Annotated in this window: 13 protein-coding genes; 8 read left to right on the top strand and 5 right to left on the bottom strand. The window is 61.4% G+C overall.

The window, feature by feature from the left end; all coding sequences use genetic code 11:
• Positions 1 to 39 precede the first annotated feature (39 nt).
• Genes KUV86_RS18180 through KUV86_RS18165 form a run of 4 tightly spaced genes read right to left on the bottom strand, consistent with a single transcriptional unit; the run spans position 40 to position 3864 of the window.
• Positions 40 to 1197, bottom strand: coding sequence for an ABC transporter substrate-binding protein (locus tag KUV86_RS18180; RefSeq protein WP_261397710.1), 1158 nt, complete (start codon positions 1195 to 1197; stop codon positions 40 to 42).
• On the bottom strand, positions 1194 to 2606 hold the full coding sequence (locus KUV86_RS18175) for a sensor histidine kinase (RefSeq protein ID WP_222486040.1): 1413 nt from the start codon (positions 2604 to 2606) through the stop codon (positions 1194 to 1196). The genes KUV86_RS18180 and KUV86_RS18175 overlap by 4 nt, the downstream gene beginning before the upstream one ends.
• Positions 2603 to 3262, bottom strand: a complete 660-nt coding sequence (locus tag KUV86_RS18170) for a response regulator transcription factor (RefSeq protein ID WP_222239188.1) — start codon at positions 3260 to 3262, stop codon at positions 2603 to 2605. Before KUV86_RS18170 ends, KUV86_RS18175 begins: the two co-directional genes overlap by 4 nt.
• Positions 3262 to 3864, bottom strand: a complete 603-nt coding sequence (locus KUV86_RS18165) for a helix-turn-helix domain-containing protein (protein WP_222239189.1) — start codon at positions 3862 to 3864, stop codon at positions 3262 to 3264. Before KUV86_RS18165 ends, KUV86_RS18170 begins: the two co-directional genes overlap by 1 nt.
• Before the next feature lie 258 nt (positions 3865 to 4122).
• Here KUV86_RS18165 and KUV86_RS18160 point away from each other — a divergent pair, with 258 nt between their 5' ends.
• From KUV86_RS18160 to KUV86_RS18150, 3 genes are read left to right on the top strand one after another with little or no spacing between them, the layout of a single operon-like run.
• Positions 4123 to 5112: a Bug family tripartite tricarboxylate transporter substrate binding protein gene (locus tag KUV86_RS18160; protein ID WP_222486038.1), complete on the top strand. Its 990-nt coding sequence runs from the start codon at positions 4123 to 4125 to the stop codon at positions 5110 to 5112.
• Positions 5109 to 5564, top strand: a complete 456-nt coding sequence (locus KUV86_RS18155; protein ID WP_206944686.1) for a tripartite tricarboxylate transporter TctB family protein — start codon at positions 5109 to 5111, stop codon at positions 5562 to 5564. Before KUV86_RS18160 ends, KUV86_RS18155 begins: the two co-directional genes overlap by 4 nt.
• On the top strand, positions 5564 to 7087 hold the full coding sequence (locus KUV86_RS18150; RefSeq protein ID WP_206944684.1) for a tripartite tricarboxylate transporter permease: 1524 nt from the start codon (positions 5564 to 5566) through the stop codon (positions 7085 to 7087). The genes KUV86_RS18155 and KUV86_RS18150 overlap by 1 nt, the downstream gene beginning before the upstream one ends.
• Positions 7088 to 7200: 113 nt before the next feature.
• Here the strand turns inward: KUV86_RS18150 and KUV86_RS18145 are convergent, their stop codons facing one another.
• Positions 7201 to 8703, bottom strand: coding sequence for a PLP-dependent aminotransferase family protein (locus KUV86_RS18145; protein ID WP_222486036.1), 1503 nt, complete (start codon positions 8701 to 8703; stop codon positions 7201 to 7203).
• Positions 8704 to 8791: 88 nt separating this feature from the next.
• On the opposite strand from KUV86_RS18145, the gene KUV86_RS18140 reads away from it, so the two are divergent.
• From KUV86_RS18140 to KUV86_RS18120, 5 genes are all read left to right on the top strand, one after another.
• The gene (locus KUV86_RS18140) at positions 8792 to 9253 is read left to right on the top strand and encodes a GNAT family N-acetyltransferase (protein WP_206944679.1); all 462 of its coding nucleotides are present in this window, start codon (positions 8792 to 8794) and stop codon (positions 9251 to 9253) included.
• A 76-nt stretch (positions 9254 to 9329) separates the two neighbouring features.
• Complete coding sequence (locus tag KUV86_RS18135; protein WP_224907521.1) at positions 9330 to 10091, top strand: GNAT family N-acetyltransferase; 762 nt, start codon at positions 9330 to 9332, stop codon at positions 10089 to 10091.
• A gap of 65 nt (positions 10092 to 10156) precedes the next feature.
• Positions 10157 to 10774 (top strand): FMN-binding negative transcriptional regulator, encoded by a 618-nt coding sequence (locus KUV86_RS18130; RefSeq protein WP_206944677.1) that lies wholly within the window; start codon positions 10157 to 10159, stop codon positions 10772 to 10774.
• A gap of 130 nt (positions 10775 to 10904) precedes the next feature.
• A complete protein-coding gene (locus tag KUV86_RS18125) occupies positions 10905 to 11993 on the top strand; it encodes an isocitrate/isopropylmalate dehydrogenase family protein (protein ID WP_222486034.1) in 1089 nt (362 codons plus the stop codon).
• Positions 11994 to 12637: 644 nt separating this feature from the next.
• Positions 12638 to 25855 carry a non-ribosomal peptide synthetase gene (locus KUV86_RS18120; RefSeq protein WP_222486032.1) on the top strand — a complete coding sequence of 4406 codons (13218 nt, stop codon included), beginning with the start codon at positions 12638 to 12640 and terminating at the stop codon, positions 25853 to 25855.
• Positions 25856 to 25931 lie beyond the last annotated feature (76 nt).

Raw genomic sequence — 25931 nt, 5'->3', positions numbered from 1 at the left:
ACGGGCGGGCCTTCTTGCGTTTGTGCTGGTGACGCCAGTCTAGCGACCGTGGACTGGCTTGCCGGCGATCTGGTCGTGGAATTCTCTCTGCCAGCGGCTTAGCAAGGCTCGACGCTTGAGGTCATCCAGCGTGGCCAGCAGGCCGGGGCTGAGCGGCGTAGGACGCAGGCCTTCCGGCTGTGCGCGGCGCAATGCATTGGCGGTGCCTGGGCCATCGAGCTCCGGGTGCAACGCCCCCAGCTCGTTGGCCTCAGCGATCACGCGTTGTCCGTGGCTGCCCAACAGGTAATCGATGAAACGCCGTGCCGCTGAGGGGTGGGGGGCCTGGCGAGGGACAAAGGCCAGTCGCCGGATCACCAACGCGTAATCGTCGGGGATCACCATGCGCAGCGACGGGCTAGCGGCGACGCTTTCTCTGGCGTAGCTGCCGAGCACGTTGTAGCCGATGTCAAAGCGCCCGTCGGCCAGGCCATCCAGCATGCTGCTGGTGGTGTCCACCAGCTGGGTGTCGGCACGCCCAAGTGCCGCGACCAGATCCCAATAGCGGGGTGACAGGCGTGACTCCTCAATGGCGTAGGTATAGCCGGCACCCGCGCTGACGGGGCTGTAGGTAACGACTCGCCCTTGCAGGGCGTCGGACTGTTCCACCAGCAGGCTGAGCAGGTCGGCATGACTGTTGATTGGGCCAACGCGCTCTTCAAGGGCCCGACTGACAACCATGACGATGGGCTCGAACGTGAAGGCGAAGAGTTCGTGGCGCCATTTGGCGTCGCTGGGCCAGCGTCGCGTCGTGGGGGTTTCGATGCTTTGCGCGTGACCCGCGTTGACCAGCAGGTATTGCCAGGGCATCGCGGAGGAAATCACCACGTCGGCCTCTGCGGGCGCATCGAGAAAACGCTGATGCACGTCCAGGGTGGAGAAGTTGCGGTAGGTAATGTCGTACTGCGGGTGACGCTGGTGGAAGTCCTCGAGCAGCGGCATGGCGTACGGAATGTCGAGTGCCGCGTGAATGATCAGGGGCACGCCTTCATCCGTCTTTGCTGAAAAATGCGCCTGCTCATGAGGGGGCAGGGGCTGCTGGGGAGTCTCGTCCTGTTGCGCCATCGCCGAACTGACGACCCCCGCAAGGCCAAGCAGCAGCACGGCGCCCAGACGGCGCCAGCGCCAGGAGGATGAGGCGTAGCGGGACAGCGTCATGATAGCGAATGCCTTGTCGTCACCGGTGGGTCGTCCGGCGTTACCGTGGCCTGGAATTCCATGCTCACGCTAAGGCCGGGAGAAGGTGCAGTGCCGCCATCGGTCAGGGTTAGCCTGGCTCCATGGGTCCTGGCAATACCGTCCACAATCGCCAGGCCAAGGCCTGAGCCTTCGCCGGATTGCTGGCCGCGATGGAAAGGGCGCAGCGCCAGCAGCCGCCGTTCGCTGGGGATGCCGGGGCCGTCGTCCACTACCGACAGGGTGGGGGGTGTATCGGTAACGACGATCGTGACGTGGCGAGCGCCATAGCGGCAGGCGTTGTCGATAAGGTTGGCCAGCGCCTCGCCTAGCTGCCAGTCCAGGGCGAGCACCGTGACCTCCCCTTCAGGGGCATCAAGGCCCAGGTCCACGCCGCTGCGCTGGCAGCGTTGCCAGTGGGTCATCACGGCCTCGCGGGCTACCTGCACCAGTCCTGTGGGCGTCAGTTGGGGCTGGTACTCAGGGTTGTCCAGGCGGGTCAGCGACAGCAGCTGCATGGCGAGTCGCGATGCGCCTTGGCTGGTGGCATGCATGGCGCTCAAGGCAGTCCGCCAGGCCTGCGGATCAGTCTGACGCAAGGCCAGCTCGGCGCGGGCAGAAAGACCTGCAAGAGGGGTGCGCAGTTGGTGGGAGGCATCGCCGATGAACCGCTCCTGATTGGCCTTGACGCGGCGCATGCGAGCCAGCAGTTCGTTGACCGTGTCCCTCAACTCGGCCAGCTCCCGTGGCAACGCAAGCTCCAGGGGGGCCAGCGTGCGCGGGTCTCGGCTTCTGATCTGGCGTCGAAGCTTGGTCAGCGGTTCCAGCGCAAGGCGTATGGCAACGATCAGGGCGGCGACGGACAGCACTGCCACCGCCAGCAGGTAGGCCAGACTTTGGCGGAAGAGCTCCTGGCTGAGTGCGTCACGACCCTCCAGGGTGTGGGCGACCCGGATTTCATAGGGTTCTCTCAGGCGCCAATCCTCCAGGCGCGAGCGCCGCACGCCCAGACGCATTGGCATACCATTCCAGCTGATGTTGGCGTAGCCCATGTCGCTGGCACGACGACCGCTGAGATCGATGCCGGGCAGGTCAGCGTTGCCGGTGACGTGATCACCGCGGGCGTCCACCAGACGGTAGAACACCCGCTCATCATGTTGAGTGGCCAGCATCTCGAGAGCCGCTGGTGGCAGGTCGAGCCACAGTCGGTCTTCCTGCCACTGGGCTTGCTCGGCGATGGCGAGGGTCGCGGCATCCAGCAGTCTGTCGAAGGCACGGTCTGCCGTCTGGCGCGCATCGAGCCAGGCGCGCCAGAGCACCACGGTACCCACCAGCAACATGGGCAACAGCAGCCAGGTCAGCAGTCGGCTGTGCAGGGAATCGCCTCTCATGAGGCTTCCAGCAGATAGCCCAGTCCTCGCACGGTACGCAGCGTCACCTGGTGGCCGTGAAGTCGCTTGCGTAGACGATGCACGTACACCTCGACGGCGTTGTCGCCCAGCTCCTCATCGCCAAAGGCTTCATGGACCAGGGTCGCCTTGTCCACCGGCTGGCCTGCATGGCGCATCAGACAGCCCAGCAGTCGCTGCTCGCGCGGGGGCAGGGCGAGCGCCTCGTCGCCCAGGGTGAAACGCTGCGCCAGGCTGTCAAAACCGAGTTCTCCCACGGTCATCAGCCCAGATGGCGCTCTGCGTCGCAGCAGCGCGCGCACTCTGGCCTCCAGCTCTTCCAGCGAGAAAGGCTTGGCAAGGTAGTCGTCCGCGCCAAGATCCAGCCCGCGAACTCGGTCTTCGACGGCCCCGCGAGCCGTGAGTATCAGCACAGGCGTGACGGTATCATGTGCCCTCAGGGCTTCGAGTACGTCGAGTCCTCCGCGCCCGGGCAGGTTGAGGTCAAGCAGGATCAATTCGTAGTCATGCTGTCGTTTCAGCAGGGTGTAGGCCGTATCACCGTTGTCCAGGTGGTGGACGTCTTGGCCGCCGATGCCCAGTGCATCGACCAATGTCTCAGCCAGCAATCTGTCGTCTTCCACCAGCAGCAGCGTCATCAGTGTCTCCCGTCATGATCATGTCCCGCGGTCAGTGCCTTGACCGCCTGATCCAGCCTGAGTGTGGCCTGATCTTCATTCACTCGCCCGTTGGGGCCGGATACGGCCAGCCACATGGCTGGCTGGTCCGCCAGCTCGAGAGGACGGCAGACCATGATTCCCCCTGGCATCTCCGCGCACGGGTCGCCGGGGGATGGCGCAGGCCATTGATGGCCTGGCAATAGATCGTGACGCAGGCTGTGGTCGGGCCGCGCCGCCAATCGGCATTGGACGATGCCATCGATCATCTCGAGCAAGCTGGCGGTTTCGCCAAGCTCGAGGGATAGCTCGTCAAGCCAAGGTTGTACCTGAGCAGCGAGCTCACGGCTGGGGGCATGTCTGCGGGCTAGTCGCACCGGCGCACTGCCGATCCGCCAACGACCATCGCTGCCACGTTGTGTGTAGTCGAAACGCTCAAGAGATGCCAGCAGTCGCAGCAGGGTGCTCTTGTAATAGCCCGTCGCCTCGGCGAGCTCTGCCAGGCTGAAACTCTCCTGGGGTGTATCGAAGACGTTCAGCACCGATAGGGCTCTTTCGACGGCTTCAACGCGATCCTGTGCCATGGCTGGGACATTCCTTTTGTGGCAATAACGCGATGCGTCTTGCATTCAACTTTGGTCGGAATTGTGCCTTTGCGCGTTGACCGCGGAACGGCACGGGCTTAGCTTTCCACCCAAGGGAACGGCATTCTGCCTTACAGAATTGTAAGCTAGGCGTCAGCTCCCAACAAGGACCTTTTTCAGACGTCATCCCGGCGTCAACCGTGACCAGATGTCATCAGCGGTGACATCGCTCACCCGACAACAACAGAGGGCTATCTCATGTCCACGAACACGCCAGTCAAATGGATTGCCATTGCTGCCATCACCGGCGCCGCCGGTTCTGCTGCCGCCTTTGAGCCAGAGGGCAAGGTGGAGTGTCTGGCGCCGGCGGATCCGGGTGGTGGCTGGGACTTCACCTGCCGCAGCGTCGGTACGGTGCTGGAGGAGCTGGATCTGGTGCCCCGTGGCGTCCAGACCGTCAACATGGCGGGCGCTGGCGGCGGTGTGGCTTACGCCCACACCGTGAGCAAGCGCGCAGGGGATGAGCAGCTGCTGGTGGCGGCATCGACCGCGACGACGACGCGTCTGGCCCAGGGCCAGTTCCCGGGCATGACCGCTGACATGGTCAACTGGGTCGGTGCGCTGGGTGCCGACTACGGCGTTATCGCGGTGAGTGCTGATAGCGAGTACCAGGACCTCAACGCCATCATGGAAGCGCTGAAGGAAGATCCCCGCTCGGTCAAGTTTGCAGGCGGTAGCGCCAAGGGTGGCTGGGATCACCTCAAGGTGTTGATCGCGGCACAGGCAGCTGGCGTCGAGAGCCTGCCGCGCATTCCGTACCTGTCCTACAACAACGGTGGCGAAGCCATGACTCAGGTCGTCGGTGGCCACGTCGACGCCTTCACCGGTGACATTACCGAAGCCCAGGGCTTTATGGAGTCCGGTGACCTGCGCGTCGTGGCGGTGCTGTCCGATGAGCGGCTGCCGGGGGAGTTCAGCGATATCCCGACCGCCAAGGAGCAGGGCATCGACGCGGTGGGCCCCAACTGGCGTGGCTTCTACATGCCGGCTGATATCTCCGACGACGCCAAGCAGTATTGGGTCGATGCCATGGACACCATTTACCAGAGCCAGGAGTGGAAGGACGTGATGGAAAGCAACGGCCTGATGCCTTTCCACATGAGCGCGGCGGAATTTGAAACCTTCGTCAAGGATCAGATCGCCGACATCAACCAGCTCTCCAAAGACATCGGGCTGATTCAGCAATGAGCATGTTCAACGACCGCATCTTCGGGGTCTTGATGATCGTCCTGGCCGTCGCGTACGGCTGGGGCGCTTCCCAGTTTCCCGAGCCGTTTGGTGGGGCCGAAGCGGTCGGCCCCGAGACCTTTCCCTACCTGCTGGCGGTAGTGCTGGGTCTTTCCAGCCTTTATATGGTGGTGCGCCCTGACCCGGACAATGCCTGGCCGTGGAGTCGTACGGGTGTCGAGCTGATCATCGCACTGGTTGTGCTGGTACTTTACGCCGGCCTGCTGCAGCCGTTGGGCTTTATCCTGTCGACGTTACTGGCGGTCGGTACCTTGTGCTGGCGCATGGGCGCGCGTCCCGGCAAGGCATACCTGGTGGGTGGTATCTCCGGTGTCGCGGTGTATCTGATCTTTAATTTTGCGCTGGACCTGCCCCTGCCTCTGGGCGTGCTGTCCTTCCTGGAGGTGGGCTGATGGAAACCCTTGGCTACCTGATCGATGGTTTTGGGGTCGCTCTCGCGCCTCATAACCTGATGTTTGCTCTGCTGGGTGCCTTTCTCGGTACCCTGATCGGGGCCCTGCCTGGACTTGGTCCGGCCAATGGCGTGGCGATCCTGATTCCGCTGGCGTTCACCCTTGGCTTGAAGCCGGAAACGGCCCTGATCATGCTGACCGCGGTATACGCCGGGGCTATGTATGGCGGGCGTATTTCATCGATCCTGTTGAATATTCCCGGTGACGAACCGGCCATGATGACCTGCCTCGATGGCTATCCCATGGCGCAGAAGGGCAAGGCGGCCGAGGCTCTGGCGATTTCTGCGGTGGCGTCCTTCATGGGCAGCCTGATCGCCACCGTGGGACTGATCCTGCTGGCACCGGTGCTGGCCGACTTCGCTCTGACCTTCGGACCTGCGGAGTACTTCGCCCTGTTCCTGCTGGCCTTTGCGACCCTGGGCGGCATCACTGGCAAGAACCCGATGAAGACCGTCGTGGCAGCCTGTATCGGTCTGATGATTGCGACGATCGGTATCGATAACACCGGTGTTCAGCGCTACACCTTCGGCACCCTGGAGCTGTTCGAGGGCGTCGACTTCATCATCGCCATCGTTGGCCTGTTTGCCATCTCGGAACTGCTGTTCTTTATCGAGGACCGTGTCGGTAAAGGTCAGAAGCTTATCAAGGTCAATAAGCTCAAGCTGAGCTGGGCAGACATCAAGGGCATCATGCCCTCGAGCATTCGCGGTGGCATCCTGGGCTTCATCGCTGGCGTGCTGCCAGGTGCCGGTGCCTCGTTGGGCAGCTTTATCGGCTACACCCTCGAGAAGAAGGTGGTGGGCAAGAAGGGCTACTTCGGTGAGGGCGACCCGCGCGGTGTGGCAGGCCCTGAAGCCGGTAACAACGGGGCTTCCAGCGGCGCCCTGGTGCCGATGTTGACTCTCGGTGTGCCGGGAAGCGGCACCACTGCGGTACTGCTGGCGCTGCTGATTTCCCTGAACATCACCCCTGGTCCGCTGATGTTCACCCAGAACGCCGATATCGTCTGGGGCGTTATCGCCGCGCTGCTGATCGGTAACTTCCTGCTGCTGGTGCTGAACATCCCGCTGGTGGGCATCTTCGTGAAGCTGCTATCGGTGCCGCCGATGTACCTGCTGCCGATCGTGACCATGGTGGCCTTCGTGGGGATCTACTCGATTTCCAACACCACCTTCGATCTGTACTTCATGGTGGCCTTTGGGGTCGGTGGCTATGTCCTGCGCAAGCTCGAGATACCTTTGGTACCGGTCATCCTGGGCTTGCTGCTGGGTCCTGAAATGGAGAAGAACCTGCGTCATGCCATGGATATCTCTGACGGTGACTGGACGATCCTGTGGGACAGCGGTCTGGCCATCGGTCTGTGGCTGTTCGCCGGTATTGGCCTGATCCTGCCGTACATCGTGGGTCCCATCCTCAGAAAGCGGATGGCGGTCAAGACGGCCCATACCACTCCGGGCGATTGAAGGGCAGAAGACATCCCGGTAGTGCGTATTGGTCGATTGACGTTGTTGGGCACCCCTAAGGGGTGCCCTTTTTCGTTGTTGGCTAGGGAGCGGCGGAGCCCGTGGTTGCTGGCTTACCCCCCGCGCTGCGCTAGCCAGGCTGTTGCCAGCCAGCTCCCGGCCTGCTCTAGCTGTACCGGTGTAGATCCCGCGTAGCCAAGTACCAGCCCCGCCCTGGGTGATGCACAGAGATAGTGATCGGACAGTGCGGATAACGTAATGCCTGCCTCATGTGCACGACGTATCAGCTGTTGCTCCTGAGCCACCGAATCGAGATGGGCCACCAGGTGCATGCCCGATTGCCCCGATGACAGTGACAGGCCTGACGCCACGGCGGGGGCCAAGGCCTGTCGCAGGCAGGCCTGGCGTTCACGGTAGCAGCGCCGCATGCGGGCAACATGGCGAGAGAAGTGCCCCTCCTTGATAAAGTCGGCCAGCGCCGCCTGGGCCACATATTGTCCTTCCCGGTGCAGTCTCGCGTTGGCCCGTCGAAAGTCATCGAACAGCGGCTCCGGCAGGACCAGATAGCCAAGCCGCAGACCTGGGTAGAGCACCTTGCTGAAGGTTCCTACATAGATGACCGGGTCTCCTCCGGCGAGCCCCTGCAGTGATGCCAGCGGAGGAGTGGTGTAGCGAAACTCGCTGTCATAGTCATCTTCGATGATGTAGGCGCCATGGCGTCGGGCGCACTCGAGCAGCGCCAGTCGCCGGGCCATGCTCATGGTCGCACCGCTGGGGTACTGATGGGACGGTGTTGCATAGATCAGGCGAGGGGGTTTGGCGCTGTCCGCCGCGTCAGTCTTTAGGCCCTCATCGTCCACCGGGATGGGCGTCAGCTCGAGTCCCGATGAGGCGAAGCACGCCTTTGCCCCCGCGTAGCCGGGGTCTTCAACCCAGGCCCGGTCGCCTGGGTCTGCCAACAGCCGTGTCACTAGCTCGAACGCTTGCTGAGCGCCCTGGGTGATCAGGATCTGATGTGGGTGGCAGCGCACCGAGCGTGACAGCCGCAAGTAGTCGCACAACGCCTCCCGTAGCGGCCCGTGGCCACCTCCTGTGGCGTAGCCAAAGACATCGTCATCGGCACGGTGCTGGTGTCGCTTGAGCAAGCGTTGCCACAGCTCTCGAGGAAACTGGTCGATGGCCGGCATCCCGGGGGTAAAGGCCCGGCGCTGTCCGTCCATGGCACCGCAGCTGGCCAGCAGCTGTTGACCGCGGTTGGAATAGGGGGTGGCCGTCGGTTCTGAGGTGGGGAGGGAGGCGGCAACATCGACGTCTCGTGGCCAGGCGTCGTGCAGGTCGAGACGCGCCACGTAAAGGCCCGCTCCCGGTCGAGACACCACAAAACCCTCGGCGCTGAGCCGCTCCACCGCGGCCAGAACGGTGTTGCGTCCCATCCCCAGAGTTGAAGCCAGTCGGCGCGACGATGGCAAGGCGCAGCCTTGGGGGAGGTCTCCCTGGACGATCCAGTTGCGCAGTGCCATATACAGCCGATGAGAAAGCGTACCCTCCGCATCTGTGGCAAACGTCAGTGCCAGGGCCTCGATAACCCACGAGGCATGGGACGATGAGTGGCTCACTGGTTCCCTCAATTTATTCGTAACTGGTGCTTCAAGTAGAACCACTATGCTCTCACACTCAGGGTCTGTCACCTCTGGAGGAAGTCACATGTCGATGATTCGTCCCGCCACAACGGCGGATCTTGATCGCTTGTCTGTGTTGTTCGACAGCTATCGCGTGTTCTACGACCAGCCAAGTGATCCCGCTGCCGCTCGTGACTTCCTGACCACGCGGCTGGCCTTGGCGGACTCGCGCATTCTGGTGTGGGAGGCCGACGGGGGGCTCACGGGCTTTGTCCAACTGTATCCCACCCTGTCATCGGTTCGGTTAGGTCCACGCTGGACGCTTGCCGATCTCTTCGTGGCCCCGCAAGGGCGTGGCAAGGGGGTGGGAAGGTCGTTGATGAAGGCAGCCGTCAGATTGGCCGAGGAACACGGTGTTGGCCAATTGACCCTGCTGACGCAGACCCACAACCACACTGCCCAGCGGCTTTATGAAGCGCTCGGCTGGCAACGCAACGATGCCTTCTTTGGCTACACCCTGACCTTGGCCCCCTCGTCCGGCGCTTGATGGCATAGCTAGCGACCCTCGGGCAGCGACCCTCAGGCAGCTACCCTCGGGCAGCAAAGAGAGAAAGGAGTGAACTATGCCGATGGACGGTAGCAGGGAAGGTAAAAGTGCCTTCGGTCAACCAGTGGGTGCCGAGGTGAAGGGCTGGAATGGGCCTTGTCCAATCCCCTCTGGCGAGGCGTTGCAAGGTCAGCAATGCCGGGTCGAGCGACTCGATGGCCAGCGTCACGCGCGCTCGCTGTGGGAGGCCTGGAAAGGCAACGATCCGAGCGATCCAGACGATGGTGTCGGGCGCTGGACCTACCTGGGCGGGCGTCCCTTCCATGACGCAGCTGGCTGCTACCGCTGGGCAGAGCAACGGGCCAAGCAGTCGGACCCCGTGTTTGTGGCCATCGTCGACCATCACACAGGCCAGGCGCTGGGTACCGCGTCCTGGCTCAATCTGGAACCTGAGCATGGCACCATCGAGCTGGGACATATCAGCTTCTCGCGCGCTCTGTCGCGCACGCGCATGGCCAGTGAAGCCCTGATACTGATGGCCGCTCATGCCTTTGCGCTGGGGTATCGCCGCCTTGAATGGAAGTGCGATGCGTTGAACGCGCCCTCGCGGCGTGCCGCCGAGCGGCTTGGCTTCACCTTTGAAGGCATCTTTCGCCAGCACCGGATAGTGGCAGGCCGCAATCGCGACACCGCCTGGTTTTCTCTGCTGGATCACGAATGGCGCCTGCTGGAGCCGCTCTATCGTGAGTGGCTGGCAGCTGACAACTTTGATCAGCACGGGCGGCAGAAGCGGTCACTGTCCGCCATGACAAAGGCGGTTGTCGAGCGTGGTGCGTAGATCTGACGCGCCACCATTCACTCCACACCTGACGCCTCTATACCCCTACCAAGGACACACGAACTATGTACCAACCCAAGCACTTTACCATGACGGAGCATGCCGCCATGGTGGCAGTGATGCAGCGCCATCCCTTCGCAACACTGGTGACCCATGGCGACGATGGTATGCATATCAACCACCTGCCGCTGCTGTACACGGAGACGTCGGGAGGTACTGTACTGCGAGGGCACATCGCACGTGGCAATCGTCTGTGGCAGCGCCGGTTGGCGCACGCGGTGGCGGTGTTTCAGGGCCCGGATGCCTATATCTCCCCGAGCTGGTATCCCGATAAGCAGGTTCATGGACGTGTGGTGCCTACCTGGAACTATCAGGTGGTGCACGCGCAAGGCCAGCTGAGCTTTCCCGAAGATGGTGATTGGTTCGCCTCACACCTGCGTGACCTGGTGGATCGTTTTGAACAGCCCAGGGACGACCCGTGGAGCATCGACGATGCGCCACATGACTACCTGCAAAAAATGCAGCGAGGCATCGTAGGGGTAGAGTTGGTGGTGGAGTCATTGAGCGGCAAGCACAAGGCCAGCCAGAACAAGAGCGACGAAGAGCGGGCGGGGATTCGCGCGGGGCTTGAGGCACAAGGCCGAAGTGGGGGCACGGCCGTGCTGCTGAGTGGATTATCCTAGCGATCGGCAAGCAAACACGATGTCGGTGCGAACTGCTGTCTACCCGTTGTTGGAAAGACGCTCTCCGAGCATGCCCGAATCATGCGTTATGATCGTTCTCTTGAACACAATAACCATAAGAGGACGCCACGTGAGCTATCGCATCGCAACCATTGCCGGTGATGGCATTGGCCCAGAGGTCACTGAGGCGACGGTAAGGGTGCTGGACGCCCTGCTGGGCCCTGATGTACTGATGTTTGAGTGGTTGGATGGTGGTGCAGGTCACTATCAGAAGACCGGAGAGGTGTTACCTGCAGAGACGCTGGCGGCATGCCGAGACAGCCATGCCATTCTGCACGGGGCTGCGGGGCTTCCCGGGGTGACCTATGACGATGGCACTGAAGTGGGCAACGACCTTCACTTGAAGCTGCGCTTTGGCCTTGACCTGTATGCCAACGTGCGGCCCATTCGGCTGCTGCCTGGGGTGGAGTCGCCGCTGAGGCATCACCAGCCCGGCACCATCGACTACGTGATCGTGCGTGAGAACACTGAAGGGCTGTATGCCAGCCGCGGAGCGGGGGTGGTGCTCAGAGACGAGATGGCCAGCGATAGTCTGGTGATCACTCGCAAGGGGACCGAACGGGTAGCGCGCTTCGCCTGTGAGTTGTCGCGCCGACGTCAAGGTGCCCCTCGCGATGGAAAGCACCGCGTGACCGTCTGCGACAAGGCCAATATCTTGAGAAGCTACGCCTTCTTTCGACGGGTCTGTGACCAGGTCAGCGTCGACTTCGATGACATTGAGCGGGACTACGCTTACGTGGACGCCATGACGGTCCACCTGGTCAAACGTCCCGACTTCTATGATGTCATCGTCGCAGAGAACCTTTTCGGCGATATCATTTCCGATCTTGGTGCTGCCACCGTGGGCGGTATGGGCGTATCGCCATCGGCGGAACTTGGTGACCGACATGGCCTGTTCCAGGGAGCCCACGGCAGCGCACCGGATATTGCCGGGCAGGATGCCGCCAACCCGATCGCGACACTGCTGTCCGGGGCCATGATGCTCGAATGGTTGGCCTCGGGCCACCATGATGAGCGACTGTCGCTGGCGGCGGAGCGTTTGCGCCTGGCGATTGATAAGGTGCTGGAAGCTGGCCTGCACCGCCCCCGCGAGTTTGGCGGACAGGCGGGATGTCGAGTCTTCACCGAAGCGGTGCTGGATCAGTTGGGGCGCACATAGGGCTTGATACAGGGGCTTGGTGATATTGGGGCTTGATGATTTGGAGGCTCGGTATAGCGTTCGGCTGAATCAACGGCGAAACCGCCAGACCAATGGTCTGGCGGTTTTCTTTGTCGGTAGCTCTCGTCACTCCCGAGACGAGCGGCTGTTCTAAGGCACTGGGCTCGGCACTGGGCTCGGCACTGGGTGCGGTTAAGATCCTTTTCAACGAGCGGCTGATGAGGGGAAAGGTCAGGGCAGCTATGTGTTGTTCTTGCTGTTCCCATCAATGTTAGTGATGTGTGTGCATATTGACTTGGTCATACCTAATAAAGATAAACCGATATAACAGATTCTATTGAAGCAGTTAATGTCTTTTGTGGTGTGAGAAAATTCATCATTCAGTAGATGATGTTTCATACATTTCTGCGTTTTTTTGGACTTTTTGCGCTGTTTCTTGTGTGGTTGTTGTGGCTCTTGTTTGCGTTTATATTGGCTTTTTTGCGTGGGATGTTCGTGCGATATTTATGCACTTTTAGCCTGGCCTGTGCTTTGTCGTACCTTTTTTTGTCAGTGATTGACTCTGGATGTCGTTCAGGGTGTTTTTGTGGGTGGTGTTGGGTTATCTATGGCGGAATAAGTCCGTTAATTGAGTGCCCAAGATCATGTCTGCTTCATTGCTCTCAGATGCATCAAAAGAATCCGCTATCCATCCTCTACATCCTGTCCAGGAAGGCGTCTATGTCTCCCAGATGATCGAGCCGAAGAGTTCGAAGTTTCGACTGGGGTGGTACGATGAAGTTCGCTTGGGTTCTCAGAGCGAAGTGGAACGCCTGGCTGACGCCTGGACGCTGTTGGTCAAGCAGCACGATTGCCTGCGGCTGGTGCTGGAGATCGCTCCTGACGGGAGCGTAGGCCAGCAGGTGCTGCCGTTTGGTGAACTGAAGACATCACTGGAATGCCTGGACTTTTCTCAGGCAGAAGATCCCCGGTCAGCCGCCAGGGAATGGATGAAACAGCAGATTGATGGGGCGCCAGACTTTACGGATAGATCCACAGGTCCTGTGTCTTTAAGCTTGCTAGGGTTGGGTGATAATTCCTACTTTCTGTGCTTGATGACTCACCACGTTTTTGTCGATGGTGTTGGCCTGGCGGTGCTGCGAGAATCATTGAGAAAGGCGTATCAATGTCTTCTCGATGACGCCAGTGTCGAGTGGTTGAAGGCGTCTCCCGCCTATCTGCCACAAGTCTATTCGGCTCGCGAGTATTTGAGCTCTTCCAGGTATCGCAAGGACGAGGCGTATTGGCGTGACTTTCTGTCATCCCACGAGGTGACGCGTCTGAATGCCTGGTACCGAAGCTCTACCAAGCAGCAAGGAAAGTGGCTGAACCGAGATCTACCTGAAGCGGTGAACCGCTCGATCAAAGAATATTGTGAAAGCACGGGTGCCAGCCCCCTGAGCGTCTTGATAGCTGCCTGTGGCTGTCATTTTGCGACACAGACGGCGGGAGATAGCCTGGTCTTTGGTCTGGCTCTCCATGGGCGTCGCGGCAAGAGTGCAGAGCAGACCATCGGGATGCAGGCGAATGCGGCCTTGGTGCACTGTCCAGTCACAGAGATGCGAGAGGCGTCGTTCTCCGACCTGGTGGCGAGAGCGGGGCGAAACACCCTCAAGGCATTCAGACACGGCTGCTATCCGGCCGCCGAAGTGCGGCGAATGCAGCAGGACAGCACTCAGGATCACTGCGACATCGTCATGATGTACAACAATTTTGACGATCAGGTGGCGTCCTATACAGAAGAGCTCAATCCCACGGATGTGATCCTTCCACTGCAGATCAAGCTGCTGGACTACGGTAGTGGCAGGAGCCTGCAGATTCGTTTGATCTATTCCGATCACTACTTCAGTGAGTCGGATGCCGAGCAGATGATGAGTGCCATGATCGATCTCATGGCGCGAGGCGTGCGGGCAGCGGACCGTACGGTCGCCAGTCTGTGTCTTCCCAGTGCAGATGATCTCGCCGCAATGCGTCAGTGGAACTCGGCTACGGCTCCCTTGCCCGTGGGCACGACCCTGACCGATATGTTCGAGGCCCAGGTACGTCAGACGCCACAGGCGCCAGCGTTGACCGACGGCCAGGTGACCCTGAGCTTTGCCGAACTCGATGTGCTCTCCAACCGTGTGGCGCATGGACTGCGGCTCCAGAGTGAGCAGCAGCGCGGAAGCGCGCTGGCGCCAGATTCCTTGGTAGGACTCTATCTGGATCGCACCGTGGATCTCGTGGTCGCGATACTCGGTGCGCTGAAGGCAGGCGCCGGTTATCTCCCACTGTCGCCAGAGCACCCTGGCGAGCGCCTGGGTTTTATCGCGGCAGATGCCGCTCCTGCGTTCATCTTGTGTCATGCGCAATATCAGGAGCGACTGCGCGATGGCCTGAGCGGCGTGACCGATAGCCCCATCGTGTTGACGATGACACCGGACGCCGCCTGGTTAGGTGAAGAGACACGCCCCCCTAAGGTGGCCAGCGATCACCATCTCGCCTACGTCATCTACACCTCGGGTACCACTGGGCAGCCTAAAGGTGTAATGGTGGAGCATCGTCATGCTGTCCACCTGGTACTGGCTCAGCAGGCGATCCTGGATGCCCATGAGTGTGCTACCAGCCTCCTGTACGCAGATACCATTTTCGATGCCAGCGTATCGGAGCTTTTTGTGGGCCTCCTAGCAGGCTCGAAGAGTGTCATTTGTTCCCAGGCCGCACGACACGACCCTGCACTGCTGAGTCAATTGGCCGAGCAGCAGGCGATAGAGCTGGCCACTTTGCCCCCGGTATTGCTCGGTCAGCTTGATCCTAAGCGTTGGTCGTCGCTGCGGGCATTGGTAGTAGGTGGAGAGGCACCGACCGCCAAGTTGATGGATCGCTTCTTCAACGAGGGACGTCGCCTGTTCAATGGGTATGGTCCGACCGAAGCAGCGGTATGCGCCACGGCTCATCTCTATCGTCCCGGTGACCCGGCGACAATGATTGGCACGCCGTTAGTCAATGTTCAGGCGCATGTACTGAACAAGCATATGGCTGAGGTGCCGATAGGCGCCATTGGTGAGCTCTACATAGGTGGGGCCGGTGTTGCCCGGGGGTATCTTGGCCGTGATGAGTTGACCCGGGAGCGCTTCGTCGACAATCCCTTCGCTACGGATGACCAGCGTGCCCTCGGGCATACGCGACTTTACCGTACCGGTGACCTGGTGCGCTGGTTGCCTAGTGGTCACCTGCTATACCTCGGACGTAACGATACCCAGGTCAAGGTGCGGGGCTACCGCATCGAGCTTGGCGAGATCGAAGCTGCCTTGGTGGCCCAGCCTGACGTTCACCAGGCGGCCGTTATTGCCTGGGGGGAGTCGCCGCATTACGCGTTGGCGGCTTATGTGGTGATGGTAGACGGCCAGAGCCTCGAGCTGGCGAGCCTGAGGCAGCGACTGGCCGAGCGACTTCCTCCCTACATGCTGCCGACAAGCATTCAGGGAATCGACGCGATTCCGCTGACCATCAACGGCAAGGTGGACAAGCGAGCGTTGCCGGCCCCGAGCCAGACGGCGATAGGCCAGGATCAGTACGTGGCCCCTCGCACCGCGTTGGAGCAGTCGCTGTGCGAGCACTGGGCCAGTGCACTTGGCTTGGAGCGGGTGGGTATCGAGGATGACTTTTTCCAGATAGGCGGTGATTCCATCATTGCCATCCAGCTGGTGGGGCGTCTGCGGCAGGCGGGAATTCGCCTGCAGGGACGCGATCTCTTCGAAGCCTCTCGCATCTCGTCACTCGCAGCACTGCTGCAGCAACGCATCAGCGTCGATGAAGCGGAACAGGGAACGCTGTCCGGAGCCTTCGCCTTGGCGTCGACCCAACGTCACTGGCTTTCGAGCGGTGCCGGCAGGTGTCAGGGAGACAGTGCAACTCAGGTGGAGCCGGACGCGCAGCAGCTAACCGTGTTGCCACAGGACCATGACACAGCGGCGGTGGCGGAGGCGTCTTCGGGCGCCTACCAGGCTGGCGCCGCCACCAGTATGCTGACCGACGCTTTCAAGCTGGCACGTGACTCGGGGCAGCTCGTGTTGGTAGAAACGCCAGAGGGCGTCGGTGAACAGGAGATCAAGGTCGCCCTGGGGCGGCTTGCAGATCAGCACGACATGCTGCGTAGTCGCCCCTTGCTGGTTGACGGTGAATGGCAACAGCACTATATCGCCGACGCCCCTTTGCCTGCGCTAGCGACCCTCGACGGGTGTGACCATGACGTGACGACCCAGGCGCTGGCCTTGGCCCGCCAATGGATGGCTTGTGACGTGGCGGTGGACCCCTTGTGGCAGTCCGCGCTGACGGCAAGAGCGGGAAAGCCTGGGGCGCTGATGCTGTTCGTTCATCCCTTGCTGGCAGATCGTACATCCCTGCAGATTCTGCGGCGGGATCTGCAAAGGCTGCTGGCGGGCGAGCCCCTACCCGCCAAGACCAGCAGTTTTCGCCAGTGGGTGGAGTCGTCAGGAAGCGCCTCTACGCTTGATGGCCAGACGTTACCTGCTGCGTTGGACGGTGAAAGGCATGCTGTTGAGGCAGACGCGCTTGTCGCGGGGGCAAGCCAGGAGTGGCAGCGTGTCACTCGGTCACTGTCGACGGAAGACACCCTGGTGCTGCTGAAGGAAGCGCCTGCCGGCTTTCATAGCCGCGTGGACGAGCTGTTGATCAGTGCACTGAGCCAGGCCCTTGCTGACACCCTTGAGCAGCCGGAGGTCATGCTGTTGCTGGAGGGAGACTATCGCCATGCTGGCCGTCATGGCGGGCGACATGGCGGCAACGCCTCGCTCGACCTTGACGCTACGGTCGGGCAATTTACCTTCCCCTACATGCTTTCCGTGTTGGCGAAGGGGGAGCTGGATACCTTGGTGATGGGGGTGAAGGAGGCGGTGCGAGCACACCTGAACCGCGCACTCGTCCCAATGGTACAGGGCGGCTTGCCAGACCCCTTATCGCGACCTTCGCCAGCCCCTTTGCCAGACACTTCGTCACTCTCTGCATCACAGGGAGGAGCACAGCCCCTGGCCAGCTTTTGCTTCCTGGGTGACGTGGCGGAAGACACTCAGCACCTGCTCGACGCCGAGTTGAGCGGCATTGTGGATCCAGGTCCTGCTGGCGAGTCGATGTCGATTGTGCAAGTGCAGGTCATCAGCCGGGTGGTCGGGGGTGAGCTACAGGTGGATCTAGTGACCTGCCTAGGGGCTGAGACCGCCTGCACGCTGGCCGAGTCCTTTCTGACGAGACTGGCTGAAGTCGTGCAATTGGCGTTGGAAGCCTCCCGTGGTAGCGGTAGGCACACGCCATCTGATTTTGCTATTCAAGGCATCTCGATGGAGAGGTGGCTGCGCCTGACGGATCGCCGCGATGTGGAGGCGGTCTACGTTGCGACAAGCTTGCAGAAGGGCATGATTTCCCATGCGCTGAACTATCCCGAAGATGATGCGTATCGTGTTCAGGTACTGGTGGACTACACCACGGGTGTCAACCTGGATCAGTATCGACGTGCCTGGGAACTGTTGGTGGCCCAGTACGAGAGTCTCAGGATTGGCTTCGATTGGGACGGCGACGAGATTCTGCAATTGGCAGAACGCCAGATTGCCTTGTCGGATCGCCATTTCAGGGTTCGAGACCTTTCGTCCGTTCGCCCGGAAGATCAGGAGCATATTATCGAGGAAGCGTGCCAGGCTGATCGCGACGAAGGTTTTGACCTGTCGTTGCCTGGACTCTTCCGGGTCACCGTGTTCAGTCGAGGAGAAAGCAACGCCACGGTGCTGATTACCGTTCACCACGCCATCAGCGATGGGTGGTCTACCTCGCTACTGTGGCAGAGCCTGCATGGCTTCTACGATGCGCTGACTCAGGGACGCTGCCCCACGGTATGTCGCGACCGTGCCTATGGTGCGGCTCAGCGTCATTATCTCAATCATCGCAGACGTTCCGCGGCCTGGTGGCAACAAAAACGGAATACCTGGCAGGGCCCCACAACGCTCGACGGATTGCTCGCGGGCCGCGGATGGCGTGAGGCGCGGGTGGTTCAGCAGCCGCTATCGTCGGCCTTGACCGTGGATGAGGACCTTTATCGTCGCATGCAGGCCCTGTGTCACGCCTCCGGTCTGACCTTCAATACGCTGGTTCAGATGGCCTGGCACAAGCTGCTGCAAGGGTTCAGTGGCGCCACCCAGACCATTACCGGGATGACGCTGTCGGGCCGCGATCTGCCCGTAGAAGGGATCGAGCACAGCATCGGTCTCTACATCAATACCTTGCCCCTCGTCATCGACTGGGAGGCCAAGGCGACGGTGCGCGATGTGCTCAACGCGGTGCAGCGTGCGACCGTCGATATGAACACCTATACCGAAGTGTCTCTGGCGGAGCTGCAGGAGGGAGGGCAGCGGCTGTTCCATAGCCTGGTGGTATTCGAGAACTATCCGGCGCCGGCAGAGGGCGGCGCCCTGGAGCAGACGCGCTCGGTACGGGCGATCCAGGAAAAACTGGACTATCCGCTCGCCCTTGTCGCCAGAGAGATGGGCGGGAAACTGATCTTCCGCCTGGACTCGGACAGCCGCTGGTTGAGTGATGCCGATGCGATGGCGTTGCTGCAGCGGCTAGTGAGGGTCATTGGGCAAGTCGTGGAGGCCCCGGATGCGCACCATGTAGACCTGTCGCTTCTGCTGAAGGGCGAGCGGGAGTTGATCCAGCACTGGAACGCGACCAGCGCTCCCCGTCGTTCTGGTGTCACCCTGCATGGACTGTTCGAGGCCCAGGTGGCGCGCACTCCGGAGGCCACGGCGCTGGTGGATGAGCACACCTCGCTGACCTATCGAGAGCTGGACGCACGGGCCAATCAGGTCGCTCACGGGCTGCGCCACGAGTACGCCAGCGCCCATGCCGGGCAGCCGATGGCACCCGATACTCGGGTAGGCCTGTACCTGGACCGTCGTGTCGACATGATCGTGGCGATCCTCGGCATTCTCAAGGCAGGAGGCGCCTACGTCCCCCTGTCGCCCGAGCATCCGCGGGACCGGTCCGTGTTCATGGCCGACGATGCCAAGCTGGGAGTGCTGCTTTGCCAGCAGGAGTATCAGACCCGCTGGAGCGAATGCATGGAGGAAGTCGCATCGAAGCCTGTATTGCTGACAATGGCGGCCGATGCCTCCTGGCTGGGGGCGTCTGAGCCCGTGGCACCGATGGCCCAGGAAGATCACCTGGCTTATGTGATCTACACCTCGGGCACGACGGGGACCCCCAAGGGCGTGATGATCGAGCACCGCCATGCGGTCCACCTGGTCGAGGCCCAGCAAGAGCGCTTTGGCGTGCTGGATTGCACTACCAGCCTGCTCTATGCGGATATTATCTTCGATGCCAGCGTGTTCGAGCTGTTCGTCAGTCTGGCGTCGGGACTTCGCTGCGTGCTGTGTTCGCAGGAGGCCAGACGGGATGTGGCCTTGCTGAATGACCTGGCCCAGAGCTACCAGATCGAGCTGACCATACTGCCGCCGGTCATGCTCGGGCAGTTGGATCCAGCCTGTTGGCGTTCGTTGAAGACGCTGGTGGTGGGAGGAGAGGCGCCGGTCAGGGACTTTCTCGACCGCTTCCATCGCGAGGACCTGAGGCTTTTCAACGCCTACGGACCTACCGAGGGCACCGTCTGTGCCACGGCTCACCGCTATCAGCCTGGGGATCCCTCCGCCAAGATCGGCAAGCCACTGACCAACGTGCAGGTGCATGTGCTTGATGAGCAGATGGCTCCGGTACCCGTCGGTGCCGTTGGAGAGCTGTATATCGGTGGCGCTGGGGTGGGCCGGGGATATCTGCATCGCGATGCGTTGACCCGGGAGCGCTTCGTGGCGGACCCCTTCGCGGGGGCAAGCACTCACGGTGAGCAAGGGGCACGTCTGTATCGCACGGGCGATATGGTGAGGTGGCTGCAGGATGGCAGCCTGATCTATCTCGGACGTAACGATGACCAGGTGAAGATACGCGGGTACCGCATCGAGCTGGGTGAGGTCGAGACCGCATTGACGTCGCAGCCGGAGATCAGTCAGGCGGTGGTCGTCGCCCACGGTCAGCCAGGGCAGCAGAGTCTGGCGGCCTATGTGATCCTGGCGCCAGAGCGAACCATCAGCATGGCGGAGCTACGTCATCGGCTGGCGGAGCGGCTGCCGTCCTACATGATGCCGGCGAGCTGCACCTGCATCGATGCGATTCCCCTGACGATCAATGGCAAGTTGGATCGTCAGGCGCTTCCCGAACCCGAGGAAGAGGATCGCCAGCAGTCCTATGTGGCGCCTCGCACCACCCTGGAAGCAACACTCTGCGAGCATTGGGCGCGGGTACTGGGGCGTGAAAGGGTCGGCATCGAGGACGACTTCTTCCAGATTGGTGGCGACTCCATCATCAGTATTCAGCTGGTCGCCAGACTGAGGCAGGCGGGGATTGCCTTGCAGGGTCGGGACATCTTTGACGCGCCTCGCATCTCGTCGCTGGCGGCCCGCCTGGCCCAGCGTCAGGATGGGGCCGACATTGATGCCGAGCAGGGCCGGCTTGCCGGCACGTTCTCGCTGTTGCCGATTCAATCGTGGTTTTTCGAGCAGGAGTTTGCCCAGCCGGGGCATTGGAATCAGGCCTTCATGGTGGCCATACCCGAGCGCGTGACCGTGCCCGAGCTGCAAGATGCCCTGATGGCACTGAGCCACCAGCACGACATGCTCTGCTGCCGGTTCGTGCGTGAGAAGTCAGGGTATCGGCAGTGCTATGCACCGGACATGATGCCCGCCCCGGTGATCACGCTGTCGGTGACGGAGGGTGACGATGAGTGGCTCCAGCAGGAATTGACGCGGCATCAGAGCCAGTTTGACATCGAGCGTGGACCTCTGTGGCAGGTGATCCACCTCAGCGGCTATGACGATGGCCGCTCGCGCCTCTGTTTTGCCCTGCATCATCTGGTGGTGGATGCAGTGTCCTGGCGGATTCTGGCACGGGATCTGGTGCAGTTGCTGGAAGGTGGCAGCCTGCCGTCCAAGACAACCAGCTATCGTCAGTGGGTGGCGGCGGTCCATCGCTACGCCCAGGAGCACACCGAGCAGGCCAGTTACTGGCGGCATGTCGTGGCCGCGGATGGCGGGGAGCAGTGGCTCGAGGAAAGGTGCCAGCAGCAGGCATTGCAAGCACCTGCCTCGGCGACGCTGGAATTTTCTCGAGAGGACACCGATGCACTGCTGCATCAGGCCCCTGCCGGCTATCACACCCAGATCAATGACCTGCTGGTGAGTGCCGTGTCCCTGGCTCTGGCAGATGTGCTGAAGCAGTCAGACGTGACCCTGCTGCTGGAAGGCCATGGTCGTCAGCCCCTGGACGATCGAATCGATCTGTCGTCTACCCTGGGCTGGTTCACGGTCCAGTATCCGGTGCGGGTCAATACCGAGGGTGACACTGAAGAGGTGATCATCAGGACCAAGGAAGGACTTCGTGGCATTCCCGACGGCGGTCTTGGCTTCGGTGCGCTGAAGCAGGCCGGCTGGTTGCCGGAAGCCTCGATGCCGCGGATCAGCTTCAACTATCTTGGCCAGTTCTCAGCGCCGCAGCAGGCGACCTATGGACTGGTGGTGGAGCCCTGCGGGCGGGCCATGTCTCCGGACAACCGCGATCGCTTTATCATCAACATCAACGGAGCCGTGCTCGACGATCAGCTGTTCTTTGACGTCACCACCCAGCTGGGAGAAAGCGTTTCCATCGAGGTAAGAGACCGTCTGCAGGAGCGCCTTCAAGAGGTGGCCGCCACGGCCATGGATGCGGCGCGCACTGGTGGCGTGCGCACACCTTCGGACTTCGATGTCACAGGGTTGACCCTGTCTCGTCTAAGTTCTCTGGAGCAGCGCTACGATGTCGAGGCGCTGTATGCCGCCAACAGCCTGCAGGTGGGGATGATCTTCCATGCCTTGAATCATCCCGAGGACGATGCCTACCGCGTGCAGCTGCTGGTCGACTATTCAGAGGGCTTGCGCATCGACCACTATCGCCGCGCATGGGAGCTGTTGGTGGAGCACTATCCGAGCCTGCGTATCGGCTTTGACTGGGAGGAGGGCGATATCCTGCAGGTGGTGGCGAGATCACTGACGCTGGATGAACACTGCTTCCGTCTTAAGGACATCAGCGACGTACCGCTTGAGGAGCATGATCGAACCATTGAGGAGATTCAGGCGCAGGATCGTTTGGAGAGTTTCGACCTGTCGCGCCCGGGACTGTTCCGCGTCACGCTGATTCAGCGCGGTACTCACGGAGTGACCGTGCTGGTCAATACCCATCATGCGGTGACCGACGGATGGTCGACCGCCCTGTTGTGGCAAAGCCTGCATGGCTACTTCGATGCCATCGAGCGGGGGGAGCATCCACGTCCGGGGCGCGATGATGCCTACGCCGAGGCCCAGCGCTATCAGCTGCGACAGGCAGACGCTACCCGCTCCTATTGGACCGCCAAGAAGGTGACCTGGGAAGGTGAGACCAGTCTGGAGGGGCTGCTCGAGGGTCGCGAGTGGCGTGATACTCGAGTCATACGGAGCCCGGTAGCGGCAGGTCTGGTGCTGGAGGAGCGGGTGCAAGACGGCATGCAGTCTCTGTGTCACGAGCTGGGTGTCACCCTGAACACCATTGTGCAGACGGCTTGGCACAAGCTCTTGCAGGTCTACAGCGGAGCCTCCCAGACCATCACCGGCATGACGCTTTCCGGGCGCGATATTGCGGTACAAGGGATCGAGCAGAGCGCGGGTCTGTTCATCAATACGCTGCCGCTGGTCATCGACTGGCCCGCCGATGGCAGGGTACGTGATGTGCTCGCCACTGTTCAGGCCACGACCCTGGAGATGAACACCCACTGTGGAATTCCCTTGGCCGAGCTGCAGCCTGGGGCGCAGCGGCTGTTTCATAGCCTGGTGGTGTTCGAGAATTACCCGGTGGCCAAGGCCGACGGTGAAAGCGGAGACACCAAGCGTCATGTGCGCGGGGCCCAGGAAAAGGTCAACTACCCGCTGTCGCTGATCGTCTTCATGGACCAGGGGCGGCTGTCGTTCAAGCTGGAGTCTGACGCCAGCTGGTTGAGTGAAGATAACGCTCAGCGTTTGCTCGAGCGTCTGGCCCATGTGGTGGGGCAGATGGTGCATATCGCGGCGACGGGCGGTCGCCACTCCGAGATTGAGCTGTTGCTTAAAGAGGAGAAAGCGCAACTGCTGGACCAGTGGAACAGCACTCATCAGCCGCTGACCTCCGCCATGACCCTGCATGGTCTGTTTGAGGACCAGGTGGCAAGGACCCCAGACGCCATTGCCCTTGTCGATGACGCGGTCCAGCTCAGCTATGCACAGCTGAACAGCAGAGCCAATCGCGTCGCGCATGGTCTGCGTCAGCAGCACGTCGAGCTGTTCCAGCGACCGATCACCGCGGATACGTTGATTGGCCTCTACCTGGATCGCGATGTCGACCTGGTCGTGGCCATCCTCGGGATTCTCAAGGCGGGGGCCGCCTACGTACCGATGTCGCCGGAGCATCCGAACGAGCGTTCCCGTTTTATCGTGGAGGATGCTGGCCTCGGCTTGGTGCTGTGTCATGAGCAGTACCGTTCAAGGCTACAGGGATGGTGGTCCGACATGGCGCAGATGCCCGGGCTGGTGACGCTGACCGATGACGCCGCTTGGCTGGGCTCGGAAGACGACGCGACAGCGGTCGCAACGCCGGACAGTCTGGCGTATGTCATCTACACCTCAGGCACCACGGGGGTGCCGAAAGGGGCGATGATCGAGCACCGTCATGCGGTCAATCTGGTGGCGGCCCAGCGACAGCGGTTTGGGGTGGAAGAGTGTGCCACCAGCCTGCTGTTCGCCGACGTCATCTTTGACGCCAGCGTGTTTGAGCTGTTTGTCAGCCTTGCCTGTGGTCTTCGCTGTGTCGTGTGTTCTCACGAGGTCAGGCGAGATGTGCTCGAGCTTGATCGAGTGGCCAAAGAGCAGAAAATCGAACTGGCCATCCTGCCCCCGGTCATGCTGGGGCAGCTCGACCCGAGTCACTGGCGCTCGCTCAAGACGCTGGTAGTGGGTGGTGAGGCGCCTGTCACCGAGCTGCTTGACCGCTTCTATCGGGACGATCTGCGTCTCTACAATGCCTATGGTCCCACCGAAGCCGCGGTCTGTGCGACGGCCCATCGCTATCACCCCGGAGACGCCGCCCAGCAGATCGGTACGCCGCTGTTGAATACCCAGGTATATGTTCTTGATCAAGGCATGCTGCCTGTCCCGGTGGGCGCCACAGGAGAACTCTACATTGGTGGAGCCGGTGTAGGACGGGGCTATCTGAACCGTGACAGCCTGACTCAGGAGCGCTTCCTCGAGAACCCGCTGGCGCCGGAGCCGGATGCACATTGTCCCGGTAGCCATCGTCTCTACCGCACGGGTGACCTGGTCCGCTGGCTACCGGATGGCGGCCTGCTCTACCTGGGGCGTAATGATGCTCAGGTGAAAATCAGGGGCAATCGTATTGAACTGGGTGAGATCGAAGCGGCATTGACGGCTCAGCCGGAGGTGCGCCAGGCGGTAGTGGTGGCTTATGGCGACGCCGGTCAGCAAAGTCTTGCCGCCTATGTGGTGTCCGCGGAGGAACAGCAGATCGAGGTCGCCACCTTGAAGCAGCGCCTGTCGGAGCGGCTGCCGTCCTATATGGTGCCAGCCAGCTGCCAGTTCATTGACGCGATTCCGTTGACCATCAACGGCAAGCTCAACCGCAAGGCGCTTCCTGCACCGACCCTGGAGGGCTCCGCCCAAGCCTACGTGGCGCCCAGGACGTCACTCGAGGCTCAGCTGTGCCAGCAGTGGCAAGAGGTGCTGGGCCATGAGCGGGTCGGCGTCGAGGATGACTTCTTCCTGTTGGGAGGAGACTCGATCAAGCTGATCAAGTTGACCTCCCTGATGCGGGCCCAGGCAGGGCACACGGTGTCCGTATCGGCGTTCTATCGCTACACCACGGTGTCCCAGCTGGCCGAGTTCATCGCCAGCGGGGAAGGCGAGGAGCTCAGCATGCTGATGCGCTTCCTCGGCGGCGGCAGGGAGAGCGGTAGTAAGCTGTTCATGGTTCATGCAGGCTACGGCAACAGTGATGTGTACAGGACGTTGGTCGACGCCATGGGCGAACACTACGCCTGTTACGGCATCGACAACTACAACCACACCGTGGTCCAACCGGAAGCCTCTTTGATCAATATTGCAGCGCTCTACCTCAAGGTCATGGAGGAGCATCTGGCGGTGGATCAGGAGGTGCGCCTGCTGGGTTGGTCACTGGGCGGCAATATCGCCACCGAGATGGCCTGGCAGCTGGAGCAGCGAGGCTTCACCAAGGTTCGTCTGTACCTGCTGGACACCTACTTCAACATGGGGGACGCGGACTTTCTTGGTAACGCCAAGGACGTGCGCGATGATTTCGAGCAGGAGTTGGTCAACAAGGGTATCCCGCCGGATGAGTTTCTGTTGAACCGCTGGGAGGAGCTGTACGAGGTCAACCGTGACATGCTGCGCTCCGCCCTTGAGCGACCGCTGAAGAGTACTCAGGTCGTGCTGTTCAAGGCGCTGGAAGAGGTGGCGCCCGTCGAGGGCCGGCCTGGTGGTGTCCCCGATGATCTGGTGCTGAGCTCGGTCTTTGACAATAACGTTGCCGAGTTCTCACGTACGGTACCCGCCCTCATTCCATGCCCGGGAGTGACCCATATGGGGATGCTGGATGCCGTTGACTGGATCGCCGAGGTGCTGGTCAACGACCTGACCGACCCCTTGAAGACGTAAGCGTATCGGCGAAGGTGATGCAGTATGTCAAATGTGACTGCCTGAGCCGTTCAGCCCCCGTCGGTCGAGAAGGGGA

The organism is Halomonas sp. DP8Y7-3, from assembly GCF_019801675.1.
Taxonomy (GTDB): Bacteria; Pseudomonadota; Gammaproteobacteria; order Pseudomonadales; family Halomonadaceae; genus Halomonas; species Halomonas litopenaei_A.
The sequence above is the reverse complement of the archived record's forward strand: the minus strand, read 5'-3'. Positions and strand labels throughout refer to the sequence as shown.

Excerpts from the sequence above, each read along its gene's own strand:
- KUV86_RS18180 (WP_261397710.1), bottom strand. The coding sequence starts at position 1,197 with ATGACGCTGTCCCGCTACGCCTCATCCTCCTGGCGCTGGCGCCGTCTG.
- KUV86_RS18175 (WP_222486040.1), bottom strand. The coding sequence starts at position 2,606 with ATGAGAGGCGATTCCCTGCACAGCCGACTGCTGACCTGGCTGCTGTTG.
- KUV86_RS18170 (WP_222239188.1), bottom strand. The coding sequence starts at position 3,262 with ATGACGCTGCTGCTGGTGGAAGACGACAGATTGCTGGCTGAGACATTG.
- KUV86_RS18165 (WP_222239189.1), bottom strand. The coding sequence starts at position 3,864 with ATGGCACAGGATCGCGTTGAAGCCGTCGAAAGAGCCCTATCGGTGCTG.
- KUV86_RS18160 (WP_222486038.1), top strand. The coding sequence starts at position 4,123 with ATGTCCACGAACACGCCAGTCAAATGGATTGCCATTGCTGCCATCACC.
- KUV86_RS18155 (WP_206944686.1), top strand. The coding sequence starts at position 5,109 with ATGAGCATGTTCAACGACCGCATCTTCGGGGTCTTGATGATCGTCCTG.
- KUV86_RS18150 (WP_206944684.1), top strand. The coding sequence starts at position 5,564 with ATGGAAACCCTTGGCTACCTGATCGATGGTTTTGGGGTCGCTCTCGCG.
- KUV86_RS18140 (WP_206944679.1), top strand. The coding sequence starts at position 8,792 with ATGTCGATGATTCGTCCCGCCACAACGGCGGATCTTGATCGCTTGTCT.
- KUV86_RS18135 (WP_224907521.1), top strand. The coding sequence starts at position 9,330 with ATGCCGATGGACGGTAGCAGGGAAGGTAAAAGTGCCTTCGGTCAACCA.
- KUV86_RS18130 (WP_206944677.1), top strand. The coding sequence starts at position 10,157 with ATGTACCAACCCAAGCACTTTACCATGACGGAGCATGCCGCCATGGTG.
- KUV86_RS18120 (WP_222486032.1), top strand. The coding sequence starts at position 12,638 with ATGTCTGCTTCATTGCTCTCAGATGCATCAAAAGAATCCGCTATCCAT.